Source organism: Rhodopseudomonas sp. (assembly GCF_036404135.1).
Classification (GTDB): Bacteria; Pseudomonadota; Alphaproteobacteria; order Rhizobiales; family Xanthobacteraceae; genus Rhodopseudomonas_A.
Map to the genome: position 1 here is coordinate 1 of NZ_DASWPE010000054.1, position 24469 is coordinate 24469.

Annotated in this window: 23 protein-coding genes and 1 pseudogene; 13 read left to right on the top strand and 11 right to left on the bottom strand. The window is 66.1% G+C overall.

Translation table 11 applies throughout. The annotated features are described in order from the left end of the window. Both VGC77_RS06210 and ahcY read left to right on the top strand, forming a co-directional pair. Positions 1–141, top strand: a 141-nt coding sequence (locus tag VGC77_RS06210) for a methionine adenosyltransferase domain-containing protein (RefSeq protein ID WP_331170723.1), incomplete at its 5' end; no start/stop codon positions are given. A 249-nt stretch (positions 142–390) separates the two neighbouring features. Continuing rightward, a complete protein-coding gene (gene ahcY / locus VGC77_RS06215) occupies positions 391–1836 on the top strand; it encodes an adenosylhomocysteinase (RefSeq protein ID WP_331170702.1) in 1446 nt (481 codons plus the stop codon). Between the two features lie 404 nt (positions 1837–2240). On the opposite strand, the gene VGC77_RS06220 is transcribed toward ahcY, so the two are convergent. Further along, positions 2241–2636 (bottom strand): hypothetical protein, encoded by a 396-nt coding sequence (locus VGC77_RS06220; protein ID WP_331170703.1) that lies wholly within the window; start codon positions 2634–2636, stop codon positions 2241–2243. Positions 2637–2776: 140 nt separating this feature from the next. Continuing rightward, positions 2777–4861 (bottom strand): HAMP domain-containing methyl-accepting chemotaxis protein, encoded by a 2085-nt coding sequence (locus VGC77_RS06225; protein ID WP_331170704.1) that lies wholly within the window; start codon positions 4859–4861, stop codon positions 2777–2779. 274 nt (positions 4862–5135) lie between these two features. Between VGC77_RS06225 and VGC77_RS06230 the strand changes: the two genes are divergently transcribed. Next, complete coding sequence (locus tag VGC77_RS06230; RefSeq protein WP_331170705.1) at positions 5136–5402, top strand: (2Fe-2S) ferredoxin domain-containing protein; 267 nt, start codon at positions 5136–5138, stop codon at positions 5400–5402. 175 nt (positions 5403–5577) lie between these two features. Here the strand turns inward: VGC77_RS06230 and VGC77_RS06235 are convergent, their stop codons facing one another. Continuing rightward, positions 5578–6117, bottom strand: a complete 540-nt coding sequence (locus VGC77_RS06235; RefSeq protein WP_331170706.1) for a hypothetical protein — start codon at positions 6115–6117, stop codon at positions 5578–5580. A 270-nt stretch (positions 6118–6387) separates the two neighbouring features. Between VGC77_RS06235 and VGC77_RS06240 the strand changes: the two genes are divergently transcribed. Next, positions 6388–7368: a right-handed parallel beta-helix repeat-containing protein gene (locus tag VGC77_RS06240; protein WP_331170707.1), complete on the top strand. Its 981-nt coding sequence runs from the start codon at positions 6388–6390 to the stop codon at positions 7366–7368. 317 nt (positions 7369–7685) lie between these two features. Here the strand turns inward: VGC77_RS06240 and VGC77_RS06245 are convergent, their stop codons facing one another. From VGC77_RS06245 to uvrB, 3 genes are read right to left on the bottom strand one after another with little or no spacing between them, the layout of a single operon-like run. Continuing rightward, positions 7686–8051, bottom strand: a complete 366-nt coding sequence (locus VGC77_RS06245; RefSeq protein WP_331170708.1) for a HigA family addiction module antitoxin — start codon at positions 8049–8051, stop codon at positions 7686–7688. Next, positions 8003–8281 carry a type II toxin-antitoxin system RelE/ParE family toxin gene (locus VGC77_RS06250; RefSeq protein ID WP_331170709.1) on the bottom strand — a complete coding sequence of 93 codons (279 nt, stop codon included), beginning with the start codon at positions 8279–8281 and terminating at the stop codon, positions 8003–8005. The genes VGC77_RS06245 and VGC77_RS06250 overlap by 49 nt, the downstream gene beginning before the upstream one ends. Positions 8282–8337: 56 nt before the next feature. Further along, positions 8338–11445: an excinuclease ABC subunit UvrB gene (uvrB, locus tag VGC77_RS06255; RefSeq protein WP_331170710.1), complete on the bottom strand. Its 3108-nt coding sequence runs from the start codon at positions 11443–11445 to the stop codon at positions 8338–8340. Between the two features lie 116 nt (positions 11446–11561). On the opposite strand from uvrB, the gene VGC77_RS06260 reads away from it, so the two are divergent. Both VGC77_RS06260 and VGC77_RS06265 read left to right on the top strand, forming a co-directional pair. Further along, positions 11562–12080 (top strand): hypothetical protein, encoded by a 519-nt coding sequence (locus VGC77_RS06260; RefSeq protein WP_331170711.1) that lies wholly within the window; start codon positions 11562–11564, stop codon positions 12078–12080. Positions 12081–12164: 84 nt separating this feature from the next. After that, positions 12165–13724 (top strand): tyrosinase family protein, encoded by a 1560-nt coding sequence (locus VGC77_RS06265; RefSeq protein WP_331170712.1) that lies wholly within the window; start codon positions 12165–12167, stop codon positions 13722–13724. Between the two features lie 16 nt (positions 13725–13740). Here the strand turns inward: VGC77_RS06265 and VGC77_RS06270 are convergent, their stop codons facing one another. Beyond that, entirely contained in the window at positions 13741–14790 is a 1050-nt protein-coding gene (locus VGC77_RS06270; protein WP_331170713.1) for a hypothetical protein, read from the bottom strand. A 332-nt stretch (positions 14791–15122) separates the two neighbouring features. Here VGC77_RS06270 and VGC77_RS06275 point away from each other — a divergent pair, with 332 nt between their 5' ends. The 3 genes from VGC77_RS06275 (at position 15123) to VGC77_RS06285 (ending at position 17885) form a co-directional block, all read left to right on the top strand. After that, entirely contained in the window at positions 15123–16658 is a 1536-nt protein-coding gene (locus tag VGC77_RS06275) for a B12-binding domain-containing radical SAM protein (protein WP_331170714.1), read from the top strand. Positions 16659–16737: 79 nt separating this feature from the next. After that, positions 16738–17055: an Os1348 family NHLP clan protein gene (locus VGC77_RS06280; protein WP_331170715.1), complete on the top strand. Its 318-nt coding sequence runs from the start codon at positions 16738–16740 to the stop codon at positions 17053–17055. Between the two features lie 92 nt (positions 17056–17147). Next, positions 17148–17885: a hypothetical protein gene (locus VGC77_RS06285; protein ID WP_331170716.1), complete on the top strand. Its 738-nt coding sequence runs from the start codon at positions 17148–17150 to the stop codon at positions 17883–17885. Positions 17886–17895: 10 nt separating this feature from the next. On the opposite strand, the gene VGC77_RS06290 is transcribed toward VGC77_RS06285, so the two are convergent. After that, entirely contained in the window at positions 17896–18285 is a 390-nt protein-coding gene (locus VGC77_RS06290; RefSeq protein WP_331170717.1) for an EF-hand domain-containing protein, read from the bottom strand. A 229-nt stretch (positions 18286–18514) separates the two neighbouring features. On the opposite strand from VGC77_RS06290, the gene VGC77_RS06295 reads away from it, so the two are divergent. Next, positions 18515–19234: a glutathione S-transferase N-terminal domain-containing protein gene (locus VGC77_RS06295; RefSeq protein WP_331170718.1), complete on the top strand. Its 720-nt coding sequence runs from the start codon at positions 18515–18517 to the stop codon at positions 19232–19234. A gap of 368 nt (positions 19235–19602) precedes the next feature. Next, positions 19603–20298: a glutathione S-transferase family protein gene (locus VGC77_RS06300; protein WP_331170719.1), complete on the top strand. Its 696-nt coding sequence runs from the start codon at positions 19603–19605 to the stop codon at positions 20296–20298. 153 nt (positions 20299–20451) lie between these two features. On the opposite strand, the gene VGC77_RS06305 is transcribed toward VGC77_RS06300, so the two are convergent. Together VGC77_RS06305 and VGC77_RS06310 are read right to left on the bottom strand one after the other, a co-directional pair. Beyond that, on the bottom strand, positions 20452–21141 hold the full coding sequence (locus VGC77_RS06305) for an HAD family phosphatase (RefSeq protein WP_331170720.1): 690 nt from the start codon (positions 21139–21141) through the stop codon (positions 20452–20454). A 91-nt stretch (positions 21142–21232) separates the two neighbouring features. Beyond that, positions 21233–21436 carry a hypothetical protein gene (locus VGC77_RS06310; RefSeq protein WP_331170724.1) on the bottom strand — a complete coding sequence of 68 codons (204 nt, stop codon included), beginning with the start codon at positions 21434–21436 and terminating at the stop codon, positions 21233–21235. A gap of 134 nt (positions 21437–21570) precedes the next feature. Between VGC77_RS06310 and VGC77_RS06315 the strand changes: the two genes are divergently transcribed. Together VGC77_RS06315 and VGC77_RS06320 are read left to right on the top strand one after the other, a co-directional pair. Then, positions 21571–23073, top strand: coding sequence for a DUF1800 domain-containing protein (locus VGC77_RS06315; protein ID WP_331170721.1), 1503 nt, complete (start codon positions 21571–21573; stop codon positions 23071–23073). Then, entirely contained in the window at positions 23070–24296 is a 1227-nt protein-coding gene (locus tag VGC77_RS06320; RefSeq protein ID WP_331170722.1) for a DUF1501 domain-containing protein, read from the top strand. Before VGC77_RS06315 ends, VGC77_RS06320 begins: the two co-directional genes overlap by 4 nt. Before the next feature lie 55 nt (positions 24297–24351). On the opposite strand, the pseudogene VGC77_RS06325 reads toward VGC77_RS06320, so the two are convergent. After that, positions 24352–24469 (bottom strand): annotated as a pseudogene (locus tag VGC77_RS06325) (IS110 family transposase); the annotation flags it as partial.

Genomic DNA, 24469 nt, shown 5'->3' on the forward strand with positions numbered 1-24469 from the left:
ATCCGCAAGCATCTCGACCTCAACAAGCCGATCTATGCGCGGACCTCGTCCTACGGCCATTTCGGCCGCACCCCGGACGCCGAAGGCGGCTTCTCCTGGGAAAAGACCGATCTGGCCGAGGCGCTGAAGCGCGCCATCTAACCAAGGACGCCTTCCCCTGCCGATCGCCGGGGGAGGCGCTGCCGTCATCCTGCGGCGCTCGCCGTTCTTTACGGCGAGCCTCGAAGGATGAAAGCGACAAGTGCCCGCCGCCATCCTTCGAGGCGCACCTGATGGTGTGCAGCTCGGGATGACGGCGTCGTCGTTCGCCGCCAGGGATGCGTCGCCATAAAACGTGCGATTTCGTCTGGTATTGAACCGTCCGAATTACTCCGTTTCAGGAAAACTCATATGACCGCCACCGCCAAGAAGCCCTCCTTCACCGACTACATCGTCAAGGACATCGGGCTCGCCGATTACGGCCGCAAAGAAATCTCGATCGCCGAGACCGAGATGCCCGGCCTGATGGCCACCCGCGAGGAATACGGCCCCAAGCAGCCGTTGAAGGGCGCGCGGATCGCCGGCTCCTTGCACATGACGATCCAGACCGCGGTCTTGATCGAGACGCTGGTCGCGCTCGGCGCCGACGTGCGCTGGGTGTCGTGCAACATCTACTCGACCCAGGACCACGCCGCCGCCGCGATCGCCGCGGCCGGCGTTCCGGTGTTCGCCATCAAGGGCGAGAGCCTGAAGGATTACTGGGACTACACCGCCAAATTGTTCGACTGGCACGGCGCAAAGCCTGGTGAAATTCTAACCCCGAACCTGATCCTCGACGACGGCGGCGACGCCACCATGTTCGTGCATCAGGGGCTGCGCGCCGAGAACGGCGACACCGTGTTCCTCGATCAGCACAATTCCGAAGAAGAGGAAGTGTTCTACGGCCTGATCAAGCGGCTCCTGAAAGAGAAGCCGAAGGGCTACTTCGCCGAGATCGCCAAGAACATCAAGGGCGTCTCCGAGGAGACCACGACGGGCGTGCACCGGCTGTACGACATGCAGAAGGCCGGCTCGCTGCTGTTCCCGGCGATCAACGTCAACGACTCGGTGACCAAGTCGAAATTCGACAACCTCTATGGCTGCCGGGAATCGCTGGTCGACGGCATCCGCCGCGGCACCGACGTGATGATGTCGGGCAAGGTGGCGATGGTCGCGGGCTTCGGCGACGTCGGCAAGGGTTCGGCGGCCTCATTGCGCCACGCCGGCTGCCGCGTCATGGTCTCCGAAGTCGATCCGATCTGCGCGTTGCAGGCGGCGATGGAAGGCTATGAAGTGGTGACCATGGAAGACGCGGCACCCCGCGCCGACATCTTCGTCACCGCCACCGGCAACAGGGACATCATCACCATCGAGCACATGCGCGCGATGAAGGATCGCGCCATCGTCTGCAACATCGGCCACTTCGACAACGAGATTCAGATCGCGCATCTGAAGAACCTGAAGTGGGACAACATCAAGCCGCAGGTCGACGAGATCACCTTCCCGGACGGCCACCGCATCATCCTGTTGTCGGAAGGCCGCCTGGTGAACCTCGGCAACGCCACCGGCCACCCGTCCTTCGTGATGTCGGCGTCGTTCACCAACCAGACGCTGGCGCAGATCGAGCTCTACGCCAACAACAAGGACGGCAAGTACAAGAAGGAAGTCTACGTGCTGCCGAAGTCGCTGGACGAGAAAGTCGCGCGGCTGCATCTGGCGAAAATCGGCGTCAAGCTCACCACGCTGCGCCCCGAGCAGGCCGACTACATCGGCGTCAAGCCGGAAGGCCCGTTCAAGGCCGATCACTACCGCTACTGAGCGCGCGCCCGATCGGACGAACCGATCGAGCGGGATTTTCAACGGGCCGGCGGCAACGCCGGCCCGTTTTGGTTTTTGGGGGAGGCAGGGAGTCCAAGGCGGCGGTCTCCATCGAGGCGCTGTCTCGGGCGGCAGGATTCGAAGATGAGCAAGCTGCGTCTTGGCTGAGGCCGTGTCGAGGCCGCGTTTCAGATGGGGCGACGCGCCTTCCGAAAGATCACGCCGTCATCCCGGGCACCAGCAGCGACGCTGCGAGTGAACCCGTGATCTTGCTGTAAATTCGCAAGCGTACATCCACGCGGCGAGATTCCGGGTTCGCTCGGGCTTGCGCCCTCGCGCCCCGGAATGACGGGCTCGTTGGGTCGCCGATGCTTGCCGCGCGTATTGCGCGCGCGAAGTTGCGTTCAGCGCTTGGCCGTCTTGGCCTTGGCCGGCTTCTTCGCCGCCTTCTTGACCGCGGGCGCCTTCTTCGCCAGCGCCTTCTTGGCGGGCGGCGTCTTGCCGGCATCGGCCGTCTTGGCCTGCTTGGCCGCGACCGGCTGCTCGGCGGCCTTGCGCATCGCCCGGGCGTAGGAGTCGGCGGCGTTGTCGGCCGAAGTCTGCAGCCGCTTGGCGGCGGCGGCGCCCTGCTCGAACGCCTCTCTGGCGAGCTCCTTGAACCGCGCCTTGGCGGCGGCGTCCTTGGCCTTGGCGGCGAGCCCGAGATAGCGGTCGCGCCTGGTCTTGGTGGCGGCGGTCAGCGTCCTGGTCTGCTGTTTTGCAAGCTGCCGGATGATGACATCGAGATCGGCGTCCGCCATGGCTGGAGGTCCTTTTGAGTGTCGCAGCAAAAAGTCGACGTGCTAACTATGCGGTTGCGCCATGGCATAGCGATTTTGCGGCATCTGGCAAGGGCGGCCGGCGCCGCCGGCAGCGGCATCCACCCGGCGCGCGGCCGCGCTCAGGCCGCGCGGACGTCGGCGAGGAAGCGATTGACCTGGCCGGCGAGATCCTGCGACTGCTGCGACAATTGCTCGGCGGCTCCCAGCACCTGGGTCGCCGCGCTGCCGGTTTCGTTGGCGGCCTGCTGCACGCCGGAAATGTTGGCGTTGACCTCCTGGGTGCCGTGCGCGGCCTGCTGGACGTTGCGGGCGATTTCCTTGGTCGCCGAGCCCTGCTGTTCGATCGCAGCGCCGATCGCGCCGCCGATCTGCTCGATCTCGGTGATCACTTCGAGCACGTTGCGGATCGCCGCGACGGTGTCGGCGCTGGCGTTCTGAATCGCGGCGACCTGTTCGGAGATTTCGGTGGTGGCCTGGGCGGTCTGCCCGGCCAGCGATTTGACTTCCGAAGCGACCACGGCAAAGCCGCGTCCGGCCTCGCCGGCGCGCGCCGCCTCGATGGTGGCATTGAGCGCCAACAGGTTGGTCTGCGAGGCGATGCTCTGGATCAGCGTCACCACGTCGCCGATCTTCTGCGCGCCGGCGGCCAGCGACTGCGCGGTATCGCCGGTGCGGCGGGCATCGGCGACGGCACGGGCGGAAATCTGCGCGGACTGCGCTACCTGGCGGCTGATCTCGGTGATCGAGGAGGTCAATTGCTCGGTGGCGCTCGCCACCATCTGCACGTTGGAGGAGGTCTGTTCGGAGGCGCCGGCGACCAGCCCGGCCTGGCGGTCGGTGGTGGTTGCGGTCGACGACATCGAGCGGGCGGTGGACTCCATGGTCGCCGCCGACGACGACAGCCCCTCGACCAGTTCGCCGATCCGGGCCTCGAAGGATTTGGTCAGATCGTCGATCATGCGCGAGCGCCGCATCTTGGCGTCGTTGCCGGCGGCCTGCTCGCCGGCCAGTTGCTCGCCGCGGATCATGTTGTCCTTGAACACCTGGACCGCGGCGGCCATCGCCCCGATCTCGTCCTCGCGATCGCTGGCGGGAACGGCGCCGGTGGCGTCGCCGCCGGCCAGCCGCGACATCGCGGCGGTGATGTCGACGATCGGCTGGCAGATCCGCCGCCGCACCATCACGATCAGCCCGATGCTGGCCGCGGTCACCGCCAGCAGCACCGCGAGCGCGATCAGGAAGCTCAGCCGCGCGCTGTCGTGGGCGTCGTTCAGCAGCTGCGCGGCATTGTCGTAGAACGCCTCGCGCACGCCGATCACGGTGGCGAGGCCGAGCTGGGTTTCGGTGAAATACAGCTGGGTGTCGTGTTCGTATTTGCCGGTGAGGGCGCCGGCCTTGACCAGCTTCAATTCGTTGCCGAAGCGATCGACGAACACTTCCTGCATCTTGTCGAGCGCGGCCTTGACATTGGCCGGCGTCGCGGGATTGCTGCGCAATTCCAGCAGCGAGGCCTGGATCTGGTCGGCGGCGCCCTGCGCGCGGCTGATCTCCATGCGCTCGGCGTCGGTCGCCACGCGGTTGGCGGCGATCAGATTCTTGTGCAGGCTCGAATTGTAACCGCCGACGTCGCGCAGCGTCCAGGCGACGTTGGCATTGGCGGCCTGGCGATAGGCCTGGCCATTGCGCGCGGCGATCTTGCGGACCTGTTCGGCGAGCAGGACGGTGACCGCGGCGTTCAACGTCGCATTGTCGGCGACGATCTTCTTGGCGGCGTCGCGGCGCGCCTCGGCCGCGCCGTCAATCGCTTTGTCGATCGCCGCACGCAGCGCCTTGAACTGGGCGTTCAGCCCGTCGATGGCGCCGGCGAGTTCGGCGCCGTCGTCGAGCGCGCCGACCGTCGTCGCTCTGAGCCGGTTCATCTTGTCGAGCGCGTCGTCGGTCTGCTTGCGATACTTGCTGTCGAGTTCGGCGCGCGCCGCCGGATCGATCAGTGCGGGGCCGTACAGGATGTTGGTGGCAAAGCCGCGTTCCGGATTGAGATAGCGCGGAATGTCGCCGACCGCGCGCACCAGCTCCAGCCGTGCCTGGGCGTCGGCGACCTTCTCCATGGTGTCGTATTTCGAAGCTGCCACATAGACCGCCAGTCCGCCGCCGGTGGCCGACAGCGCAACGATGGCGAGGGTAAGCAGGGTGCCGATTTTCATGGGGCGGGGCTTCCGGGTGAGACAGCAGTTTGTTTGAACTACCCTGTCCGGCTTAAACTTGGGTTGACGTGGCACCTCAAGCAGGCTGCTAACCACCCGGCAAAACTACCAGGTCGCGGGCGCATCGGCGGCCGCCCGGAATCCCGACCGACGGGCAGCAGGGCTGCGCGGCTGGGCGAGATTCCGCCATGGCATCGGCGCGCGGACGCCCTATATTGCAAGCATGGCCCCAAAGTCGTCGATTGCTATCGCTCGCCCCCGCCGCGCCCCGCCGGTGCTGATCTGCAGTAAATGCCTGTCGCGCAGCGCCGACGGCAAGGCGCTGAAGCGGGCCCTGAAATCCGAATTGAAACAGCGCAGCCAGGCGCAGGGCGTCAAGCGCCCGCGCGTGGTGATGACCGGCTGCCTCGGCCTCTGTCCGAAGCGCGCCGTGGTCGCCGCCAGCGCCGCCAGCTTGCAGCGCGGTGAGTATCTGCTGCTGAAGGAGACCGCCGAGGCGGCGGAGGCGGCGGCGTTGCTGATGCCTGAGGCCGGCACTTGATTGGGTCACGCCCGCACACGACCCCGCCCACTCGCCGGCGCTTTTGACGTCTCGTTGCGAGCCGGGCTCATGCGAGCCGGACTCATGCGAGCCAAGTGCTCGCAGCCAAAGCTGCTCGCGCCCCGGACTGACGGCCAGAGAACCTTGAAGCGCATCAATCCAGCTCGAAACGACACTAAGGGAATTTGACCGTGGCGCTTTGGAATTTGTTGCCGGGCGGGGCGCCCTCCGGATACATGTCGAAGGCATAGACTTGGCCGACCGAACTGGTCGGGAAGCTGAAGCTGGCGAAGCCGGTGCCCTCGTCGCCGGTCTTGATGTCGCCGAGCTGGCGCACGCATTTCAGGAAGAAGTGATAGGTGGTGTTCGGCGACACCGTCATCGCCACCTTGACGGTAGTGTTGCCGTCATCGCCGCGCCGCAGCCACAGATTGCCGCCGACATTGGGCGAATCCGAAGCCGGCACGTTGCTGTTGCTGCAGTCGGATTGATCCTGCCGCACCAGATAGACCTGCCGCTCGTTCGGCCCGGACGGCGGCGGGCTGAGCGGATCGGCCAACGGATCGCGCGGCGCCGGGCCGGCGGTTTGCGCCGCGGCGTCGCTGCTGAGCGTCACGCCGCCGGCAATGGTGGCAATGGCAGCGCCGATCGATAAGGCGCCGATCGATAAAAGGTGGATCGACAGTTCGCGGATCGACAGTTCAACGCGTCGCATCAGCTGTCCTCCTTGTGATGACGAAGCCCGTTCCGGGTTCGGCCGCTCGACGATTAGCTGCGAGACGCCACGCGCGCGCGTAGTCCATCTAACAGATTCGGCCGAGGCGGCCGGCAAGTAGCAATGATCAAAAATTATCAACGGCTCATTGAAAATGCCAGCGTATCTCGATACGATGCGGTCCGCAAGAAGCTAAGGGAGTTGGTTTTAGAAATTTCAAAAGTGCATATTTAAAATATTCACATGAAAGATATGCAAAGGGAGGATTGAATGCGCAAATTCATCCACTTGCTGAGCGCATTGGCGCTGCTGTGTGGCCTGCTGGCGGCGGCGCCGGCACAGGCCCAAGCCACCCGGACCTGGGTCTCCGGGGTCGGCGACGACGCCAATCCGTGCAGCCGCACCGCGCCGTGCAAGACCTTCGCCGGCGCGATTTCCAAGACCGCGGTCAACGGCGAGATCAACTGCATCGATCCGGCCGGCTACGGCGCGGTGACCATCACCAAATCGATCACCATCGATTGCAATTACACGTTGGGCTCGATCCTGAATGCCGGCACCAATGGCATCAACATTCCGTTCGACAGTTTCACCGCCGTCGGCGAAACCCGCAAGACCGTGCGGCTGCGCGGGCTGAGCTTCAACGGCGCCGACACCGGCCTGATCGGGGTGCGGATCACCGGCGCGGCGGGATCGGCGGGCAGCGAAGTGTTCATCGAGCATTGCGTGATCGACGGCAATTTCGGCGGCGCCGCGCGCGGCATTTCCGACGAACGCTCCGGCGGCGGCGAGCTCTATGTCACCGACACCATCGTGCGCAACACCGGCGGCACCGGCATCCTGGTCAACCCCAATGCCGGCGCCTCCGCCGGGTCGCGGATCGACGCGGTGCTCGATCGGGCGCGGGTCGAGAATTCGAATTTCGGCATCGCGGTGGGCAGCGCGGCGCGGGTGATGATCAACAATTCGGTGTTCGCCGGCAACACCGCGGCGGGGATCGAGGCCGAAGGCCCGTTCGCGGCGGTCGAAGTCAACGTCGATCGCAGCGTCACCAGCGGCAACGGCACCGGCGTCGCCAATGGCGGCGGCACCGTCACCATCCGGCTGGCCAATAGCGACGTCGCGTTCAACGCCACCGGCATCAGCGGGGTGACGCAATCGTTCGGCAACAACCGGATCTCCGGCAACGGCGCGGCCGGCACCGCGCCGACGCCGATCGGCGCCGACAGCGCCGCCAAGGGTCAGCAGTAACGCAACGCACCGCACGCGGTGGGCGTGCAGCCGCGTCGAAAAGCGCTCAATGACGCGAGGCCTGCACGCGCCATTGCGGGGAGCTCTTGCGACGAAGCAATCCAGGGCTAAGCGTGATGCCGCTGGATTGCTTCGCTGTTCGGTCGGCGCGCCGCGCCGCCCTCGGCTCGCAATGACAAAGCCCACGGATTGGGTTCGTTGTTTTTCGGTCGGACTCTGAGGTCGGGGGCCGCGAGGCCCGGCGCGCCGCCGCTACTGCGCGGCGAGGTCGAATTCCAGGCCGGCTTCGCGGCTCGAGGTGGGCCAAAACCGCTCGCCTATTCGGCGGCGAGCACCCGCACGCGTGGTTCGATGGTCGGCCAGTCAGCGGCGCGGGCGCGGCGCAGATCGTAGGACGCCTGCAGATTCATCCACAATTCCGGCGTGGTGCCGAAATATTTCGCCAGCCGCAGCGCGACTGCGGCGGTGATGGCCGAGCGGCCGTGCACGATGTCGTTGACGCGGGCCGGGTTGATGTCAATATCGCGTGCCAGCCGGTTTTGGCTGATCCCGTTCGGCTTCATGAATTCCTCGATCAGGATTTCGCCGGGAGGAATCGGGGCGAGTTGTTTCGTTCTGACCATCGTCGTCGTCCCTAATGATAGTCCACGATTTCGACCAGCTGTGCTCCGCCGTCGCGCCATTCGAAGCAGATCCGCCATTGATCGTTGATGCGGATCGAATGCTGCCCACGGCGATCACCTTTGAGAGCTTCGAGCCGGTTGCCGGGCGGCTGCCGCAGATCGTCCAGCTTTGCTGCGCCGTCAAGCAGCAACAATTTTCGGCGGGCTGACCGCTCGATGCCGCGAAACCGCGGCACGTCCTGGTCCGCGAACAGCCTTGCGGTTGCCGTATCCCGAAACGAGCGGATCATCCGAGCAAGCTATTCTGTGCTGGGGAATAGCGCAAGCGGAATGCCGGCCGCGCGAGCTACCGCTTCTTCCAGCCGCCGCGATGCCCCGGCGCGCCGCCGCTTGAGCGCGGCGAGGGGCCGAATTCCGGGCCGGATTGCCGCGAATTGGTCGGTTGGAAAATCTTGCTCTCGGGGCCCGGACCCATTTCGTCGAGCGTCGGCTTGCGCGGCTTGGCGCGGCCCTTACGGTCGGGCATAACCTCGTGCCAGGTGGCGATGCCCATCTCGTCGAGATCGGGCTTGTGGATCTTTGACGGTGCCTTCGGCGTGTTGTTGCCGCCACGCTCCTTGGATTGCTGCGGCAGGTTGGCGGCGGCGCCGTATTTCTTGGCGCCGGCGTAAGACCCGGCCTTGCCCTGCACGGTGCGCTGTTTGGCGGTGGGGTCGTCGACCACTGCTAATTCGGTGGCGCGCAGCCGCTTCACCTCGTCGCGCAACCTTGCCGCTTCCTCGAAGTTCAGGTCGGCCGCGGCCTCGCGCATCCTTGTTTCGAGATCGGCCAGCACCGCCTCGAAATTATGCCCGATCGCGCCGACGTCGTCGGACCAGCTGCCGGCCTCGCCGCCGCCGCCGATCTCGACCAGCACGTGGTCGCGCTCATAGACGCTGTTGAGAATGTCGCCGATCGATTTCTTGATGCTTTCAGGGGTGATGTTGTGTTCGGTGTTGTACTCGACCTGCTTCTCGCGCCTTCGGTCGGTCTCGGCGATGGCGCGCTGCATCGATCCGGTGATGTGGTCGGCGTACAAAATCACCTTGCCGTCGACGTTGCGCGCGGCGCGGCCGATGGTCTGGATGAGAGACGTTTCACTGCGCAAAAAACCTTCCTTGTCGGCGTCCAGGATCGCCACCAGCGCGCATTCCGGAATGTCGAGGCCTTCGCGCAACAGATTGATGCCGACCAAGGCGTCGAAGGCCCCTAACCGCAGATCGCGAATGATCTCGATGCGCTCGATGGTGTCGATGTCGGAATGCATGTAGCGCACGCGGATGCCCTGCTCGTGCAGATATTCGGTGAGGTCCTCCGCCATCCGCTTGGTCAAGACGGTGATCAGCGAGCGATAGCCGGCGGCTGCGGTGGCGCGGACTTCGCCGACCAGGTCGTCGACCTGGGTGCGCGCCGGCCTGATATTGACCGGCGGATCGATCAGCCCGGTCGGGCGAATGACCTGCTCGACGAACACGCCGCCGGATTCATTCAGCTCCCACGCCGATGGCGTGGCGGACACCGCGACCGATTGCGGGCGCATCATGTCCCATTCCTCGAAGCGCAGCGGCCGGTTGTCCATGCAGGACGGCAGCCGGAAGCCGTATTCGGCCAGCGTCGCCTTGCGGCGGAAGTCGCCTTTGAACATGCCGCCGATCTGCGGCACGGTGACGTGGCTCTCGTCGGCGAACACCAGCGCGTTGTCGGGCACATACTCAAACAAGGTCGGCGGCGGCTCACCCGGGCGGCGGCCGGTGAGATAGCGCGAATAATTCTCGATGCCGGCGCAGGAGCCGGTGGCTTCCATCATCTCGATGTCGAAGGTGGTGCGCTGCTCCAGCCGCTGCGCCTCCAGCAGCCGGCCCTGATCGTTGAGCTGATCGAGCCGCCATTTCAATTCGGCCTTGATCGACTTGATCGCCTGCAACAGCGTCGGCCGCGGCGTGACGTAGTGCGAATTGGCGTAGATCTTGATGAATTCCAGCTCGTCCTGCTTGTGGCCGGTGAGCGGGTCGAATTCCTCGATGGTCTCGACGGTGTCGCCGAACAGATTGACGCGCCAGGCGCGGTCTTCGTAGTGCGCCGGAAAGATGTCGATGACGTCGCCGCGCACCCGGAAGGTGCCGCGGGTGAAATCGGCCTGGGTGCGCTTGTATTGCAGCGCCACCAGATCGGCGATCAGCGCGCGCTGGTCGATCCGCTCGCCCTTCTTCAGCGCGAAGGTCATCGCGGTGTAGGTCTCGACCGAGCCGATACCGTAGATGCAGCTTACCGAGGCGACGATGATGACGTCGTCGCGCTCCAAGAGCGCGCGGGTGGCGGCGTGGCGCATCCGGTCGATCTGCTCGTTGATCGAGGAATCCTTCTCGATATAGGTATCGGTGCGGGGGACGTAGGCCTCCGGCTGGTAGTAATCGTAATAGGAGACGAAATACTCCACCGCGTTGTCGGGGAAGAAGCTCTTGAACTCGCCATAGAGCTGCGCCGCCAGCGTCTTGTTCGGCGCGAGAATAATCGCCGGGCGTTGCGTTGCCTCGATCACCTTGGCCATGGTGTAGGTCTTGCCCGAGCCGGTGACGCCGAGCAGAACCTGGGTGCGATCGTTGCGCGAAATGCCCTCGACCAGCTCCTTGATCGCGGTCGGCTGGTCACCCTTCGGCTCGTATTCTGACTTGATGACGAAGCGCACGCCGCCTTCGGATTTCTCCGGCCGCGGCGGGCGATGCGGCGTCCATAGTTTGACGCGGCCGTCCTCGCCCTTGAATTCCGGGCGGCCGTCGCGGATCAGGCTTTCCAGCGCGTCGGCGGTGGCCTGCACGCCGAGCGCTTCCATCTTGTTGCGCGGCGGCCGGGCCAGCGCGGCCTGGTCTTCCTCCTCGGTGGTGAAGCCGAGCTGCTTGGCGAGTTCCGGATCGAGCGTCGGAATCGTCGCGGTGGTGCCGTAATTCGGCGCGGCGAAGTCGGATTGCGGGGCCTCGGCGAAGCCGGGCCCGGCGTTGCTGTCGGACGCCGCACTCGCGTCTCCCCCCACCCTCGACCCCTCCCCGCGAGGGGGAGGGGAGGGTTGGGGCGCGGCCGCGCTTTCTTCTCCCTCCCCCCTTGTGGGGGAGGGGCGGGGAGGGGGGTAACTTCCGGATGCTGAGCCGGTGCTCTTGCGAGTGGCGCGATCTCCCTCGCTGCCCTTCGGCGTCGAGGCGGGGGCGCGATGTATCGCCGCCTCGCCGCCCGAGCGGCGATCCTTGGAATTATCCGGCGGCGGCTGCAGCCCGGTGCCCGAGCCCATGCCGGCGTCGCCGCGATTGATCGCCGGGTTCAGCAGTTCCGCCAGCGCCGGGCCGATCGGCTTGACCTCCGGCCGATGCGCCTTGGATTTCGGAGTCTTCAGCGGCTTGGTCGGTTTGTCGGGAGTTTTCGCCATGGCCGGAATATGGGGAGAGTCGCCGCGCGACGAAAGCCCCGGGCTCGCGCGCGCTTCGCCCCCGCCGAGCGCCGCGGGGTCAAAATTCAGCCGTATCGGCATGTCAGCAATGCGGCATGCCAGCGCTGTTCCAGATCAGCCGTCGGATTGTTCTGTTGGCCGCAGCAGCGATGCTGGCGGCGCGGCCGGGGCGGGCGCAAACCATGCCGATCGCGGAAAGTCGAGAGGCGGAGCCATTGCGGCTCGGGACCGCGCCGGTGTCGGTGGCGCTGGCCGCGGCGCAGCCGCTGCGCGCGCGCCTGCAGGCCAAGCGCGCCGGCGAGCAATTCTACCTGCTGCTGCAACAGGTCCGCGCCGAAGCCGCGGTCGACGCGGTCTACGAAGTCTATCTCGACCTGCCGGCCGCGACCAAGCCGTCGCGCGACAGCCGGCATTACGTCGGCGATCTGAACTTCTTCGACGCCGAATCCGGCCGCCGCGGCGCCAGCTTCAACGTCACCGCGCTGCTGGCCGAACTGCAGGGCAGCGGCGCGCTCGGCGACGCCCCGACAGTCACGCTGGTACCCAACGGCCAGCCGTCGGCCGAGGCCCGCCCCAGCATCGGTAAAATTCAGATCGTCGCCGCGGCGCGCTGATATCCGTCTGGACAGCGACGGGATCCTGCGCTGAAATACAGCTTCTGATTGAAGAAAAAATTTTACCAGTCAGGAGCGTGCGACATGTCCCATTTTTCCCGCCGTTCATTATTGCTGACCTCGGCGACCGCCGGCCTGGTGCTCGGCGCGCCGGATTGGTTGAAAGCCGCCGACCAGACTCCCTATACGCGCTTCAGCGCCACGTCAGAGCAGGGCAAGGCGATGCTCAAGCTCTACGCCCAGGCGGTCACCATCATGACCACCAAGATCCCGAAGGGCGACCCGCGCCATTGGGACTTCCAATGGTACTCGCACTGGATTCCGGGCCCGCAAAGCCCGTGGAGCGCGGTTGCGGCAAAGAAGGCCGAGACCCTCCAGGCGGTCTATGCCGGCAAGCCGGCGAGCGATCCCAACCGTAAGCTCGCCGAACTGATGTGGGACGATTGCCAGGCCCATGGCAGCAACCCGAACCAGCCGGAGCAATTTCAGGAGGAGCTGTTCCTGCCGTGGCATCGCTACTTCGTGTATTACTTCGAGCAGATCATTCGCGGCGTGCTGCAGAACCCGGATTTCGCGCTGCCGTATTGGAACTACCTCGGCGGCCCGCCGGCCTCGACCGCGATTCCCGAAGAATTCCGCAATCCCTCGAGCTCGCTGTTCCGGGCGAACCGCAATCCCGGCGTCAACGACGGCAAACCGATCGACGTCGGGTCGGGCCGCACCCCGCTGAGCGCCGACGCGTTCCGCGAGACGCTGTATATCGACAGCCCGGACGGCAGTCTGGGGTTCTGCCCGCAGCTCGACGGCAATCCGCATGGCGCGGTGCATGTCGACACCGGCAACACCACCAATATGGGACGGGTGCCGACCGCTGCCGGCGATCCGGTGTTCTGGCTGCATCATTGCGAGATCGACCGGCTGTGGGAGAGCTGGAACCGGCTGCCGGGGCGGCCTAATCCGACCTGGCCGAGGCGCACGCTGGTATTCGCCAATGCCGCCGGCGGCATGGTGACGGCGCCGGTCGCCGGCGCCGACCGCGTCGCTCTGCTCGGCTATCAATACGACGATTATTTCGTGCCGCCGGGCATCGCCACCGCGGAGGTGGCGGCCTCGGCGCAGGCGGCTCCCACGGCGCAGGCAGCGCCCTCGGCGGCGCGGCCGCTGGAGGTGCGGGCGGTCACCACCGCGCCGCTGTCGCTCGGCGACGCGCCGGTGCAGGCCTCGCTGTCGCTGCCGGCCGCGGCGCTGAGCGGTTCGCGTGTCACGACGTTCGCGGCGTCGACCGGCCCGCGCAATCTCTATCTACTGCTCGGCGGCATCACGCTGAACGCCGATCCGGGGGACGTGGTCTACGACGTCTATATCGACCTGCCCGCGGGCGCCAAGCCCGGCCCGGACGATCCGCATTATGTCGGCACGGTGAACTTCTTCCACATCATGATCGGCCACGATCATGCGGCCGCGGCCACCGCCGCCGACACCGGCCATCACTCCACCGCGGTGTTCAACGTCACCGAGACGGTGCAGAAGCTGCAAAGCGGCAATCAGCTCTCCAAGCAGGCGACGGTGACGCTGATTCCGAACGGCAAGCTGAAGAGCGGCGCCCGGCCGGTGGTGGCGCAGGTGGAGCTGGTGGAGAAATGAGCGCGCTGCGGCCGGCTCATGCCGGCCGCAGCCGTTTCACCGCGTCCGGCAATCGCGCCGCGACCCAGCCGTCGATCGCGGCGCGATGGCGGTTGGTATAGAGGCCCAGCGCGATGATGCCGATGCCGATCAAGGACAGCGCGAACGGGAACAGCAGCGAATCCTTGAACAGCTCCGCGGCGAGGTCGCCGAGATAGATCGCGATGCCGATGGTGCCGAACACCGCGAACACCCGGCGCGCCAATAGCACCGCGATCAGCAGGAAGCCGACGTTCAGCGCGCAATACAGCGCCTTGTCGAGCGCGCTGCCGTCGCTCGCTGCGGTGATGCCGCCCCAGAAGGTCAGCACCCCGAACAGATAGAGCCAGAACGCGAAATCGCCCGAGCGCTGCCGCAGATTGACGATCACCGCGGCCGCGATGATGCCGAGACCGAAGCCGATCGAGACCTTGCGCGAGGTCTCCCAGTCGCCGGGCGTGGCGCCGGTGAGCCACGGCACGATGTCCATCGACAGGAACCAGAGCGACACCGCCAGCACCAGCATGATGAACGGAAAGCGGTAGAAGGCCAGCGCCAGCAGCGCCGCGGCGATGGTCGCAAGCTCCATGAACACGAAGCTGCCTTTGATCCAGATGTAGAAGTCGCGCATCGCCGCCGGCTTACCGAATTCGGTCCACAGCCCGAGCGCATCCTGCACGCCGAACACCGCCAGCGGCGCCATCGCCACCGCGACCGCGATGCACAGCCCGCCAGGGGTGCGCAGCGTCTTGCGGTGCCAAAGATAGTGGCCGGCGGCGGTGAACAGCGCGGCGTAAATCAGCGCCGTGGCGATCAGCGCCGGTCCGCCCATCCTGGAAAAGGCCAGCGTCGAGAACAGCCCCATCGCGCTGATCACCACCAGCGCCCCGGCGTACCACAACAGATGCACGATATCGAAACGCGGCGCGCCGCTGCCCGGCGCAGCGCCGCGCGTGGCAAGAAATTCACGCAGCGCCGCCCGTTGCTGCGGTGTGATCACGCCGGCTGCTACGGCCGCGGCGAGATCATCGTCGGACGTGGTGGTCATGACGGTTTCTCCGGCTTGAACGGCGCTGCCGCGACGCGCGGCTGCTGCTCGATGACCTCACGCATGGCGGCTCCAGATCTGAGTGGCTGCGATGGCGCGCGGCGGCGTCGCGGGGTGCCGCGATGATCTGTCGCGGCGGCCCCCATGTCGAGTTCACCACATCCGGAGCCGAAAAGCGCTGCCGTAACAGCGCGCGGGATGGCGCGCATTTCCGACCATATGCAGCCTGATATAGATTTAGTATTAGTACGCAACTTATAATTGCAAAGCAGGTGGCATTGCACTAAGATAGTCGCGTCAACACTGTCGCGCAGGCAGAAAGGGCGGATCCGATGAAAGTCCTCCTGGTAGCTCCTCCGATCATGGACGACCTGTTCTGGGACAAACCGCAGGCGATCGCCATGGATGCGGTGCGCGAATGCCCGCCTTACGGGGTCTATCTGCTGCAGGCGGTGCTGCGCCAGGCCCAGCACGAGGCGATCGTCGCCGATCTGATCGCCGACGGTTCGGACCAGATCGAACCCTATCTCAACGACCTCGAGGATTGCGGCCTGGTCGGCATCGCCGCGACCTCGATGTCGTGGCCGACCGCGGTGTCGGTGATCCGGCAATTGCGTAGGCTGCGCCCGGAGTTGCCGATCGTGCTCGGCGGCATCCATCCGACGATGTTCGACTACTACATTCTCAACACCTACCAGGTCGACTACATCGTGCGCGGTGAGGGCGAGATCGCGATCCAGGCGCTATGCGCGGCGCTGGAACGCGGCGACGGCGTCGAGCAGGTTCCCAACCTGTCGTGGCGCGACCGCACCGGCCAGGTGGTGCGCAATCCGATCGCCGCCAAGCTCAGCAAGACCGCGCTCGGCGAATTCCCGCTGCCGGATTTCAGCGCCTTGCCGATGAAACTCTACAAGGGGCTGTCGATCGAATCCTCGCGCGGCTGCGCGTTCGATTGCTCGTTCTGCAGCACCTCGTACCGCAAGACCTGGCGCGGCATGCCGGCGGAGCTGTTCGTCGACCGGCTGGAGCAGATGATGCCGCAGGCGGCGCGTACCCAGCTCGACATGATCCACGTCATCGACGACGAGTTCACGATGAATCCGAAGCGCGCAATGGAGATCACCGAGATCTTCCGCAAGCGCAATCTGAAGCCGACCTTGGTGTACGATTCCCGCGCCACCGATCTGCTGCATGACGGGCTGATCGCTTCGATCGCCGAATTCACCGGGCAGTTTCTGGTCGGCGCCGAATGCGGTTACGACGAGGGGCTGTTGAAGATCGGCAAGGGCACCACGACGCAGATCCTGGAAGACGCCGCCCGCATGCTGCACAAACACGGTCTCGCCGGCAACGCGGATTTTTCCTTCGTGATCGGGCTGCCGTGGGAGACCGCCAAGGAGGTGCGCCAGACCTGCGCCTTCGCGGCGCATCTGTTCGCCACCTATGGCGTGCGCATTCTGCTGCAATGGTATTGCCAGATTCCGGGCTCGCGGCTGTGGGAAGCCGATCGCGACGCCGGGCTGGTCAACGAGGCGATGTACAACAATTACGGTTTCTTCCGGGACCTCTATCTGTTCCGTGCCGGCGTCAAGCTGTCGCCGAAGGAGATCTGGCAGATCTCCGGGCTGGTGACCTCGCTGCAGACCATGGCGCGACTGCAATATCCGGATCGCACCATGGTGGAGTACGGCCATCCCGAGCCGATCGCGCTGTACTACCCGGAAGAGGTGATGACCCGCCATCCGGACGGGCTGGCGAGCCTGCGCGAGGTGGCGATGCCGGAAAAGAAGCTGAAGCCGATTCGTCTGGACCCGGTTTCCAGTCGAGCGATCTCGACGGAGCGGCCACTTCGCCACATCGGCGCGTGATCGTTCCTGCGAGTGCACCCGTGAGCATCATGGCGGGCCTCGATCCGAGGCCCGAACACCCCAACCAGAGGAGACAGACATGGCAGACCCAGCAACCGCCTCCGATAGAACCTTTTCCGAACTCGTTGGTCGCATCTTCTCGGACGAGAAATTCGCGCAGGCGCTCGAAAGCAATCCCGCGGCGGCGCTGCGCGATGCCGGCTACAAGCTCGACGACACCCAGGTGAAGGCGCTGAACTCCCCCGAAGCGCGCAACCTCGCCGCGGCGGATCCATCGGTGGCGGCGTTCGTCAGTCCGGTGGTGCGGGTGTTGACCAAGGGCACCAAGCCCGCGGTCAACGTCGTCGTCTCCAGCGCCGTGGTGGCCTCTGCGTCGCAGGCGAAGGATCGCGATTAGCAACCAACCGCCGCGAGCCGGTCAATGCGGAGCGCCACGCCGGCGCTTCGTGGGCTGGATGATCGTTCCGGCTTGACGTAGATCCGTGGCTCATGGCGGACGTCGATGACATTCCCCGACATTGGTCGCTGGCGTCGCTGGCGGCGCTAGCGGCCATCGTGGCGATCCCGCCCTGGCTGTGCATCGGGCCGGGCGGCGCGCCGTGGCATCTGGTCGTCGCCGGCGCCGTGGTCTGGTTTCTCTCGGTGGTCGCCAAGAGCCGCATCGTGCGAGCTCTGCGCAATCCGGCGCTGCCGCAGCCGGGCTCGGTCGCCGCCAACGCGGTGCTGCAGGGCTTCGTGTCGGCGGTGGAGCTCGCCGCCGCAGCCGGCTATCTGGCGGCGCTGTCGGCGCTGGCGCCGTTCGATTGGTGCGTCATCGACATGGTGGCTTTTGGCGTCGGCGCCGGATCGGCCGAGGCCGGCTATGTGTTGTGGCTCGGCGTGTTCGGCCCAAGGCCCAACGAGGCCGAGCTGGCGGCGTGGGTGCAGGGCGCGCGGGTGTCGTGGTGCGTGCGCTACAGCGTGCCGGTGGAGCGGTTGTTCGCGCTGATCGGCCACACCGGGTCGCGCGGCCTGATTGCGCTGTCGCTGTTTGACGCCGCGCCGCTGGCGCTGCTGTGGGCGCCGCTGGCGGTCGTGCTGTTCGCGATCACCGACGGCGTCGCGGTCTATGGCCATCTGCAACAATGGCCATGGCACGACCCGACGATCTGCCGCCGCGCGCAATCGTTCTTCGCGCTGATGAGCGTGGTCGAAATCAGCCTGTTCGCGATGGCCTCGCGCGGCTGAGCGCGCCGCGCTACAGCAATAGCTTGAGCAGCGCCTTGCCGGCCGGCGAGGCCAGTTCCTTGGCGTCCAACGTGCCGTCATTGTCCGGGTTGGCGGCGGCAAAGCGCCGCTCCACCAGCGCCAGATATTCGGTCTTGTCGAGCGTGCCGTCATTGTCGGGATTGGCGGCGGCGAAATCCGCCTTGCCGAGCCGGCCGCGCAACTCGCGGGCATCTAGCGTGCCGTCATGGTCGCGGTCGAGCTTGTCGAACAGTTTCGACGCCGCGGCCTTGGCCTCGGCAAGATCGACGGTGCCGTCGTTGTCCGGATCGAGCACTTTCAGCGCCGAGGCCGCAAAGGCCGGGCTTGCCGCCGCCATCCCCAACGCCAGGGACAGCAGAACCGTGCGTCGCGTTGTCATGGTCATCCCCTTTTTCTTGCCCTTTAGTCTTGGCTGGTCTTGTTTCTCGGCCGGTGTTGCGCCAGCCCCCCGTATCACCACCTAAGATTGCGCCAACTGCCAGTTCGGTTCAAGATTCAAACCTCGGCCGGCCGGGCCATTGACTTGCCCCGGCATTGGGTGAAAAGTCCATGCACTCGCATCCAACTGGGCTAGCGCCCGAAGCCATCAACAATCACAGGGATCGCCCATGACCGCGCCGCAACTCGATCTGTATTACTGGACCACGCCGAACGGCCACAAGATCACGATGTTTCTGGAGGAGGCGGCGCTGCCCTACCAGATTATTCCGGTCAACATCGGTAAGGGCGACCAGTTCAAGCCGGAGTTTCTGGCGATCGCGCCGAACAACCGGATCCCGGCCTTGGTCGATCACGCGCCGAAGGGGGGCGACAAGCCGGTCTCGATCTTCGAATCCGGCGCGATCCTGCTGTATCTCGCCGAGAAGACCGGCCAGTTCCTGTCGTCGTTGCTCAACGCGCGCTACGAGGCGATCCAGTGGGTGTTCTGGCAGATGGGCGGGCTCGGCCCGATGGCCGGGCAGAACCATCACTTCAGCAACTACGCACCGGAGAAGATTCCCTACGCCATCGACCGCTACGTCAACGAGACCAACCGGCTCTATGGCGTGTTGAACAAGCGGCTGGCGGATCGCGAATTCATCGCCGGCGACTATTCGATCGCCGACATGGCGAGCTATCCGTGGATTGTGCCGTACAAGAACCAGGGCCAGAACATCGACGATTTCCCGCATCTGAAGCGCTGGCTCGCCGCCATCGAACAGCGCCCGGCGACGCAGCGCGCCTATGCCAAGGCCAAGGAGATCAATCCGGATTTCGGCAAGCCGGCGATCCGCACCGAGGAAGAGCGCAAACTGCTGTTCGGCCAGACCGCCTCGGTGGTGAAATAAGCGCGCCGTCCGCTCTCGCCGCGGGCGGGACGCGGATCGTAGAGTGCTTCGGGTGCGTGCAGCCCGAAGCCTGCAGCCAGCAGCGCGCAGTTTGACCGTGACTGGCCGCCGCCTTTCAACTTGTCGTCCCTGCGCACGCAGGGACCCATACGGCGCGGAGTCGCGGTTGCGCACGGTGGCTGAAGCTCCTTACTCTTGTCTCGGGCGCCAGGGGGATGGGTCCCTGCGTGCGGCAGGGACGACCCGCGGAGGCCACGCTCGACCGCTGCTGCGAGGAGAAGTTGATATCGTTGTGGGGTCCCCGCTGCCGCTTGCGGGGAAAGCCGGCGTGTGGCACTGCTGCTATCAACCTCGAAGGCGGAAAAGCCATGACGCTGAAACTCTACGAACTGGTCGGCGTCGAGGAGACCCGGCCGTTCAGCCCGTTCTGCTGGCGCACCCGGATGGCGCTGGCGCATAAGCGGCTCGACGTCACCTCGATCCCCTGGCGCTTCACCGAGAAGGCCGCGATCAGTCCCTACAAGTCGGAAAAAGTGCCGGTGCTGCTCGACGGCGACCATGCGGTGGCGGATTCCTGGGCGATCGCCAATTATCTCGAGGACGCTTATCCGGAACGGCCGTCGCTGTTCGGCGGCGCCGGCGGCCGGGCGATGGCGCGGATGCTGAACTGGTGGGGCGACATCGCGGTGATCGGCGGGGTGTTTCCGCTGATCGCCGCCGACATCCACGCCCATCTGCGGCCGGAGGATCAGGACTACTTTCGCAACAGTCGCGAGCCGCGGTTCGGCAAGTCGCTGGAACAGATCGCGGCCAACCGCGACGTCGCGGTGGAGGGCTTTCGCAAGGCGCTCGATCCGTTGCGGCTGACGCTGCGGACCCAGCCGTTCGTCGGCGGCGAGGCGCCGAACTACGCCGACTACATCCTGTTCGGCGGTTTCCAATGGGCGCGAGCGATCAGCGATTTCGCGCTGCTGAAGCCCGACGATCCGGTCTATGCCTGGCGCGACAAACTGCTCGACGCCTTCGACGGCCTGGCGCGCAAGTCGCCAGGCTATCCGGTGTAGTTTTCGGCACTGCGCTGACCTCAAACACAGCCGTCATCCCGGATTGCGAGTTCGTCAGAACGAGCAAGTCCGGGATCCACATCCCCTGCAGGGGTTATGGATCCCGGGCTCGCTCGCAGCTAAAGCTGCTCGCGCCCCGGGATGACGGCCTTGTTATTTGCCGCGCGCCAACCCGAGCCCGGCCCGCGTGCGCAGCAGCGCCAGCACCGCGTCAAGATCCGGCAGCACCGCGGCGCATTGGCCGCGGGTGGCGTCGTTCGGTTGCTGCAGGTCCGGCACCATCAGCGCGATGGCGCCGGCGGCGAACGCCGCGGCGATGCCGACGCTGGAATCCTCCACCGCGACGCAGGCGCCGGGCGCCACGCCGAGCCGTTCCGCCGCCAGCAGATAGAGATCGGGACTGGGCTTGCCGCGCGCGACGTCGTCGCGGGTGATGATCAGGTCGAACCGGGCGCGGATGCCGCCGAGCGCCAGATGCGCCTCGGCGGTGCGCTGCGACGACGACGTCACCACCGCCATCGGCCATTGCGCGGCGCGCAGCGCGTCCAACAATTCGACCGCACCTCGCTTCAGCGGCAGCCCCGCCGCCAGCATGGCATCGCGACGCGCCGCGAACGCGCGGTTAATCGCGGGTAGCGGAAAGTCGCGGCCGTAATGGCTGACCAGCAATTGCTGGCATTCCGGCCCGGGCAGCCCGATCATGCCGTGGCAGACTAGGCCGGCGTCGGGATAGCCGAACTCGTCGAGCACCTCGGTTAAGCTCGTGATGTAGACGCGTTCGGTGTCGACCAGCGTGCCGTCCATGTCGAGCAGCACCGCGTCGACTTGCCAGTCAGCCGTCACGTCGGGATTCCCGATGCATCGCAGGCGCGCGCAGCGTTAGCGGAGCGTTCCGAAAACCCAAGGGCGTGGTCGGACGAGAGGATGCGCAATCTTAATGCACCGCGGGGATGGCGGCCTTGCGCAGGCAGTCGCGGCACAGGCAGTCGCCGTCGCCGCTGTCCTCCGGCATCGGCAGCCGCGCGGTTTCGTCGGCGCACCAGCAATCGCTGGACAGATTGCAGGCAAACTCCGCGCCGCAGCTGGAACAGACCAGAAGGCGCGCCGCCGGGGCGGGGATTCCAAACCGTTTTGTCATGAAGGTGATCGCACTCTCGCCGGCTTTCATGTCGGGTTCATCGCGACCGCGAGTATAATCGGCTGCAACGGTTGCGTCGCTTATCAATTTCGACCCCTTCGGGCGCGCCGGACCGATCAACGCAAGGACGCCTGATGGCCAAGGATTGGCAAGCTGCGCTCACAGCGCTCCATCGGTTCGGTTTCGGCGCCCGCGGCGGCTCGTCGGGCGATCTCGACAATGCCGCGTCCGATCCGCGCGGCTTCGTGATGGCGGAACTCGGTCGGCCCAACGCGCTGCTGCAGGCGCCGGGGCTGTGGTCGACGCAGGCGTTGGGGCAGGCGCTGTTTGCCTATCAGGACGAGGTCAAGCAGGCCCGCGAGGCCGCCGCCAAGGCGGCACCGCCTGCCTCCGAAGCCAATCCGCCGGCGATGGAACAGCCGGCGGCAGCGAGCGCCGCCGCGGCCAATGCCGGCAGCGCCACCATGATGACCGCGCCGCCGCCCGAGGCGCCAAAGCCGCCGCCGCCGGCGCCGCAGCCGCTCAACGTGGTGCAAAAAACCTATCGCAATGAGGCGCTGGCGCGGATCCAGCGCGCCACGATTGCCGATTGCGGCTTCGTCGAGCGTCTGGTGGTGTTCTGGTCGAACCATTTCTGCATCTCCGCCAACAAGGGCGAGCCGGCGCGGATCTGGGCCGGCGCCTATGAGCGCGAGGCGATCCGGCCGCACGTGCTGGGCCGCTTCGCCGACATGCTGCAGGCGGTCGAGCGGCACCCGGCGATGCTGTTCTTTCTCGACAATCAGCAATCGATCGGCCCGGACTCCAAGGCCGGGCAGAACCGCAAGCGCGGGCTGAACGAGAACCTCGCCCGAGAGATCATGGAACTGCATACGCTCGGCGTCGGTGCCGGCTATTCGCAGGACGACGTCACCTCGCTGGCGCGGATCATCACCGGCTGGACCTTCGCCGGCCGCGAGGGCCGGCTCGGCGCGCCCGGCAGCTTCGTGTTCAACGCCAATGCGCATCAGCCGGGGCCGCAGACCCTGCTCGGCAAGGTCTACGACGACGCTGGCGTGGCGCAGGGCGAGGCGGCGCTGGCCGACATTGCCAGGCAACCGGCGACGGCGAAATTCATCGCGCAAAAATTCGCCCGGCATTTTGTCGCCGACGATCCGCCGGCGTCGCTGGTCGCCAAGCTCGAGGCGTCGTTTCTCAAGAGCGACGGCGATCTCGGGCTGCTCACCCGCACGCTGCTGTCCTCCGACGAGGCCTGGGCCGCGCCGCTGCAGAAAATCCGCTCGCCCTATGACTACCTGATCGCCACCGGCCGGCTATTGGCGCGGATCCCGGACAATCCCAATGCGCATCTCGGCGGGCTGAACACGCTCGGCCAGCCGCTATGGACGCCGGCCGGTCCGAACGGTTTTCCGGACAGCAACGCCGCCTGGGCGGCACCGGAAGGGCTCAAGCTGCGGCTCGATCTCGCCGCCCAATTGTCGTCGAAGATCGCCGACAGCGTCGACGCTCGCGATCTGTTGGAGGTCGCGGCCGGCGAGGCGGCATCAAACGAGACCCGCCAGACCATCGCGCGCGCCGAGACCCGGCAGCAGGCTTTGGCGTTGCTGTTGATGTCGCCGGAATTCCAGAGGAGATGACGATGGAATGTTGTGAAAGCCGGACTCTTGCGCCGACGCGTCGCTCGCTGCTGCTTTCCGGCGCGGCCTTTGCAGCCTGGGCCTATCTGCCGAAATTCGCACGCGCGGCTGATGCGCGCGATCCACGGCTGATCGTTGTCATCCTGCGCGGCGCGCTGGATGGGCTCGCGACGGTCGCGCCCTTGGGCGATCCCGATTATGCCGGGCTGCACGGATCGATCGCGCTCTCGAAGGACGGGCCGAATGCCGCGATCGGCCTCGACGGCTTCTTCGGCCTGCATCCGGCGATGCCGGAATTTGCGCGGATGTATCGCGACAAGCAGGCGGCGATCGTGCATGCGGTGGCGACGTCCTATCGCGAGCGCTCGCATTTCGACGGGCAGGATGTGCTGGAGAGTGGCTATCCCGGTCCCGGTCGCGTGCAGTCGGGCTGGCTCAACCGCGCCATCGAGGCGCTGCCGCGCGGCGAGCGCGTGACATCGGGCCTCGCGGTCGGACCGACCACGCCGCTGGTGCTGCGCGGCGCCGCGCCGACGGTGGGTTGGTCGCCGGTCAATCTGCCCAATGCGGCGGATGATACGGCGATGCGGCTGCTGCAGCTTTATGGGGATCGTGATCCCGCGCTGGCTGCGGCGCTGTCGCAGGGGCTGAAGCTCGACAAGCTTGCGGTCGGCACCGACATGAAGCCAAAGGGTGGCAACGGTGTCGATGCCATGAAGCAGGTGGCGCGGGGGGCGGCGAAGCTGATGGCGGCCGATGACGGGCCGCGTGTCGCGGCGCTGGCCTTCGATGGCTGGGATACGCATGCGCAGGAAGGCGGGCCGGTGGGAAGGCTCGCGCAATTGCTGGGCGGGCTCGATAGCGCGCTGGCGGAATTCCAGAGCGGGTTAGGTCCGCATTGGCGCGATACGGTGGTGGTGGTCGCGACGGAGTTCGGGCGGACCGCGAAGATCAATGGCACGGCGGGCACCGATCATGGCACCGGCACGATCGCGCTGCTGGCGGGCGGCGCCGTGAAGGGCGGGCGTGTGATCGCGGACTGGCCGGGGCTGGCGAATGGCCGGCTGCATGATGGTCGCGATCTCGCGCCGACGACGGATCTGCGTGCGGTGCTCAAGGGCGTGCTGCACGATCATCTCGGGATCGGCGAGCGTGTGCTGGCGGAACGGGTGTTTCCGGACAGCGCGCTTGTGAAGCCGGTGAAGGGACTGGTGGCCGCTTAATCCCTCCCCCAAGCACAGCGAAGCTGTGCGCTGTGGGGAGCGACTGTCTTTCGGGTCAAGCGTTTTTGGGCTGCCATGGCGTTTTGTCCCGGAGGATGGCGTTGAGGATGGTGAGCAGCTTTCGGGCGACGGCGATGATGGCGACGAGCTTGGGCTTGCCGGCCGCCACGAGC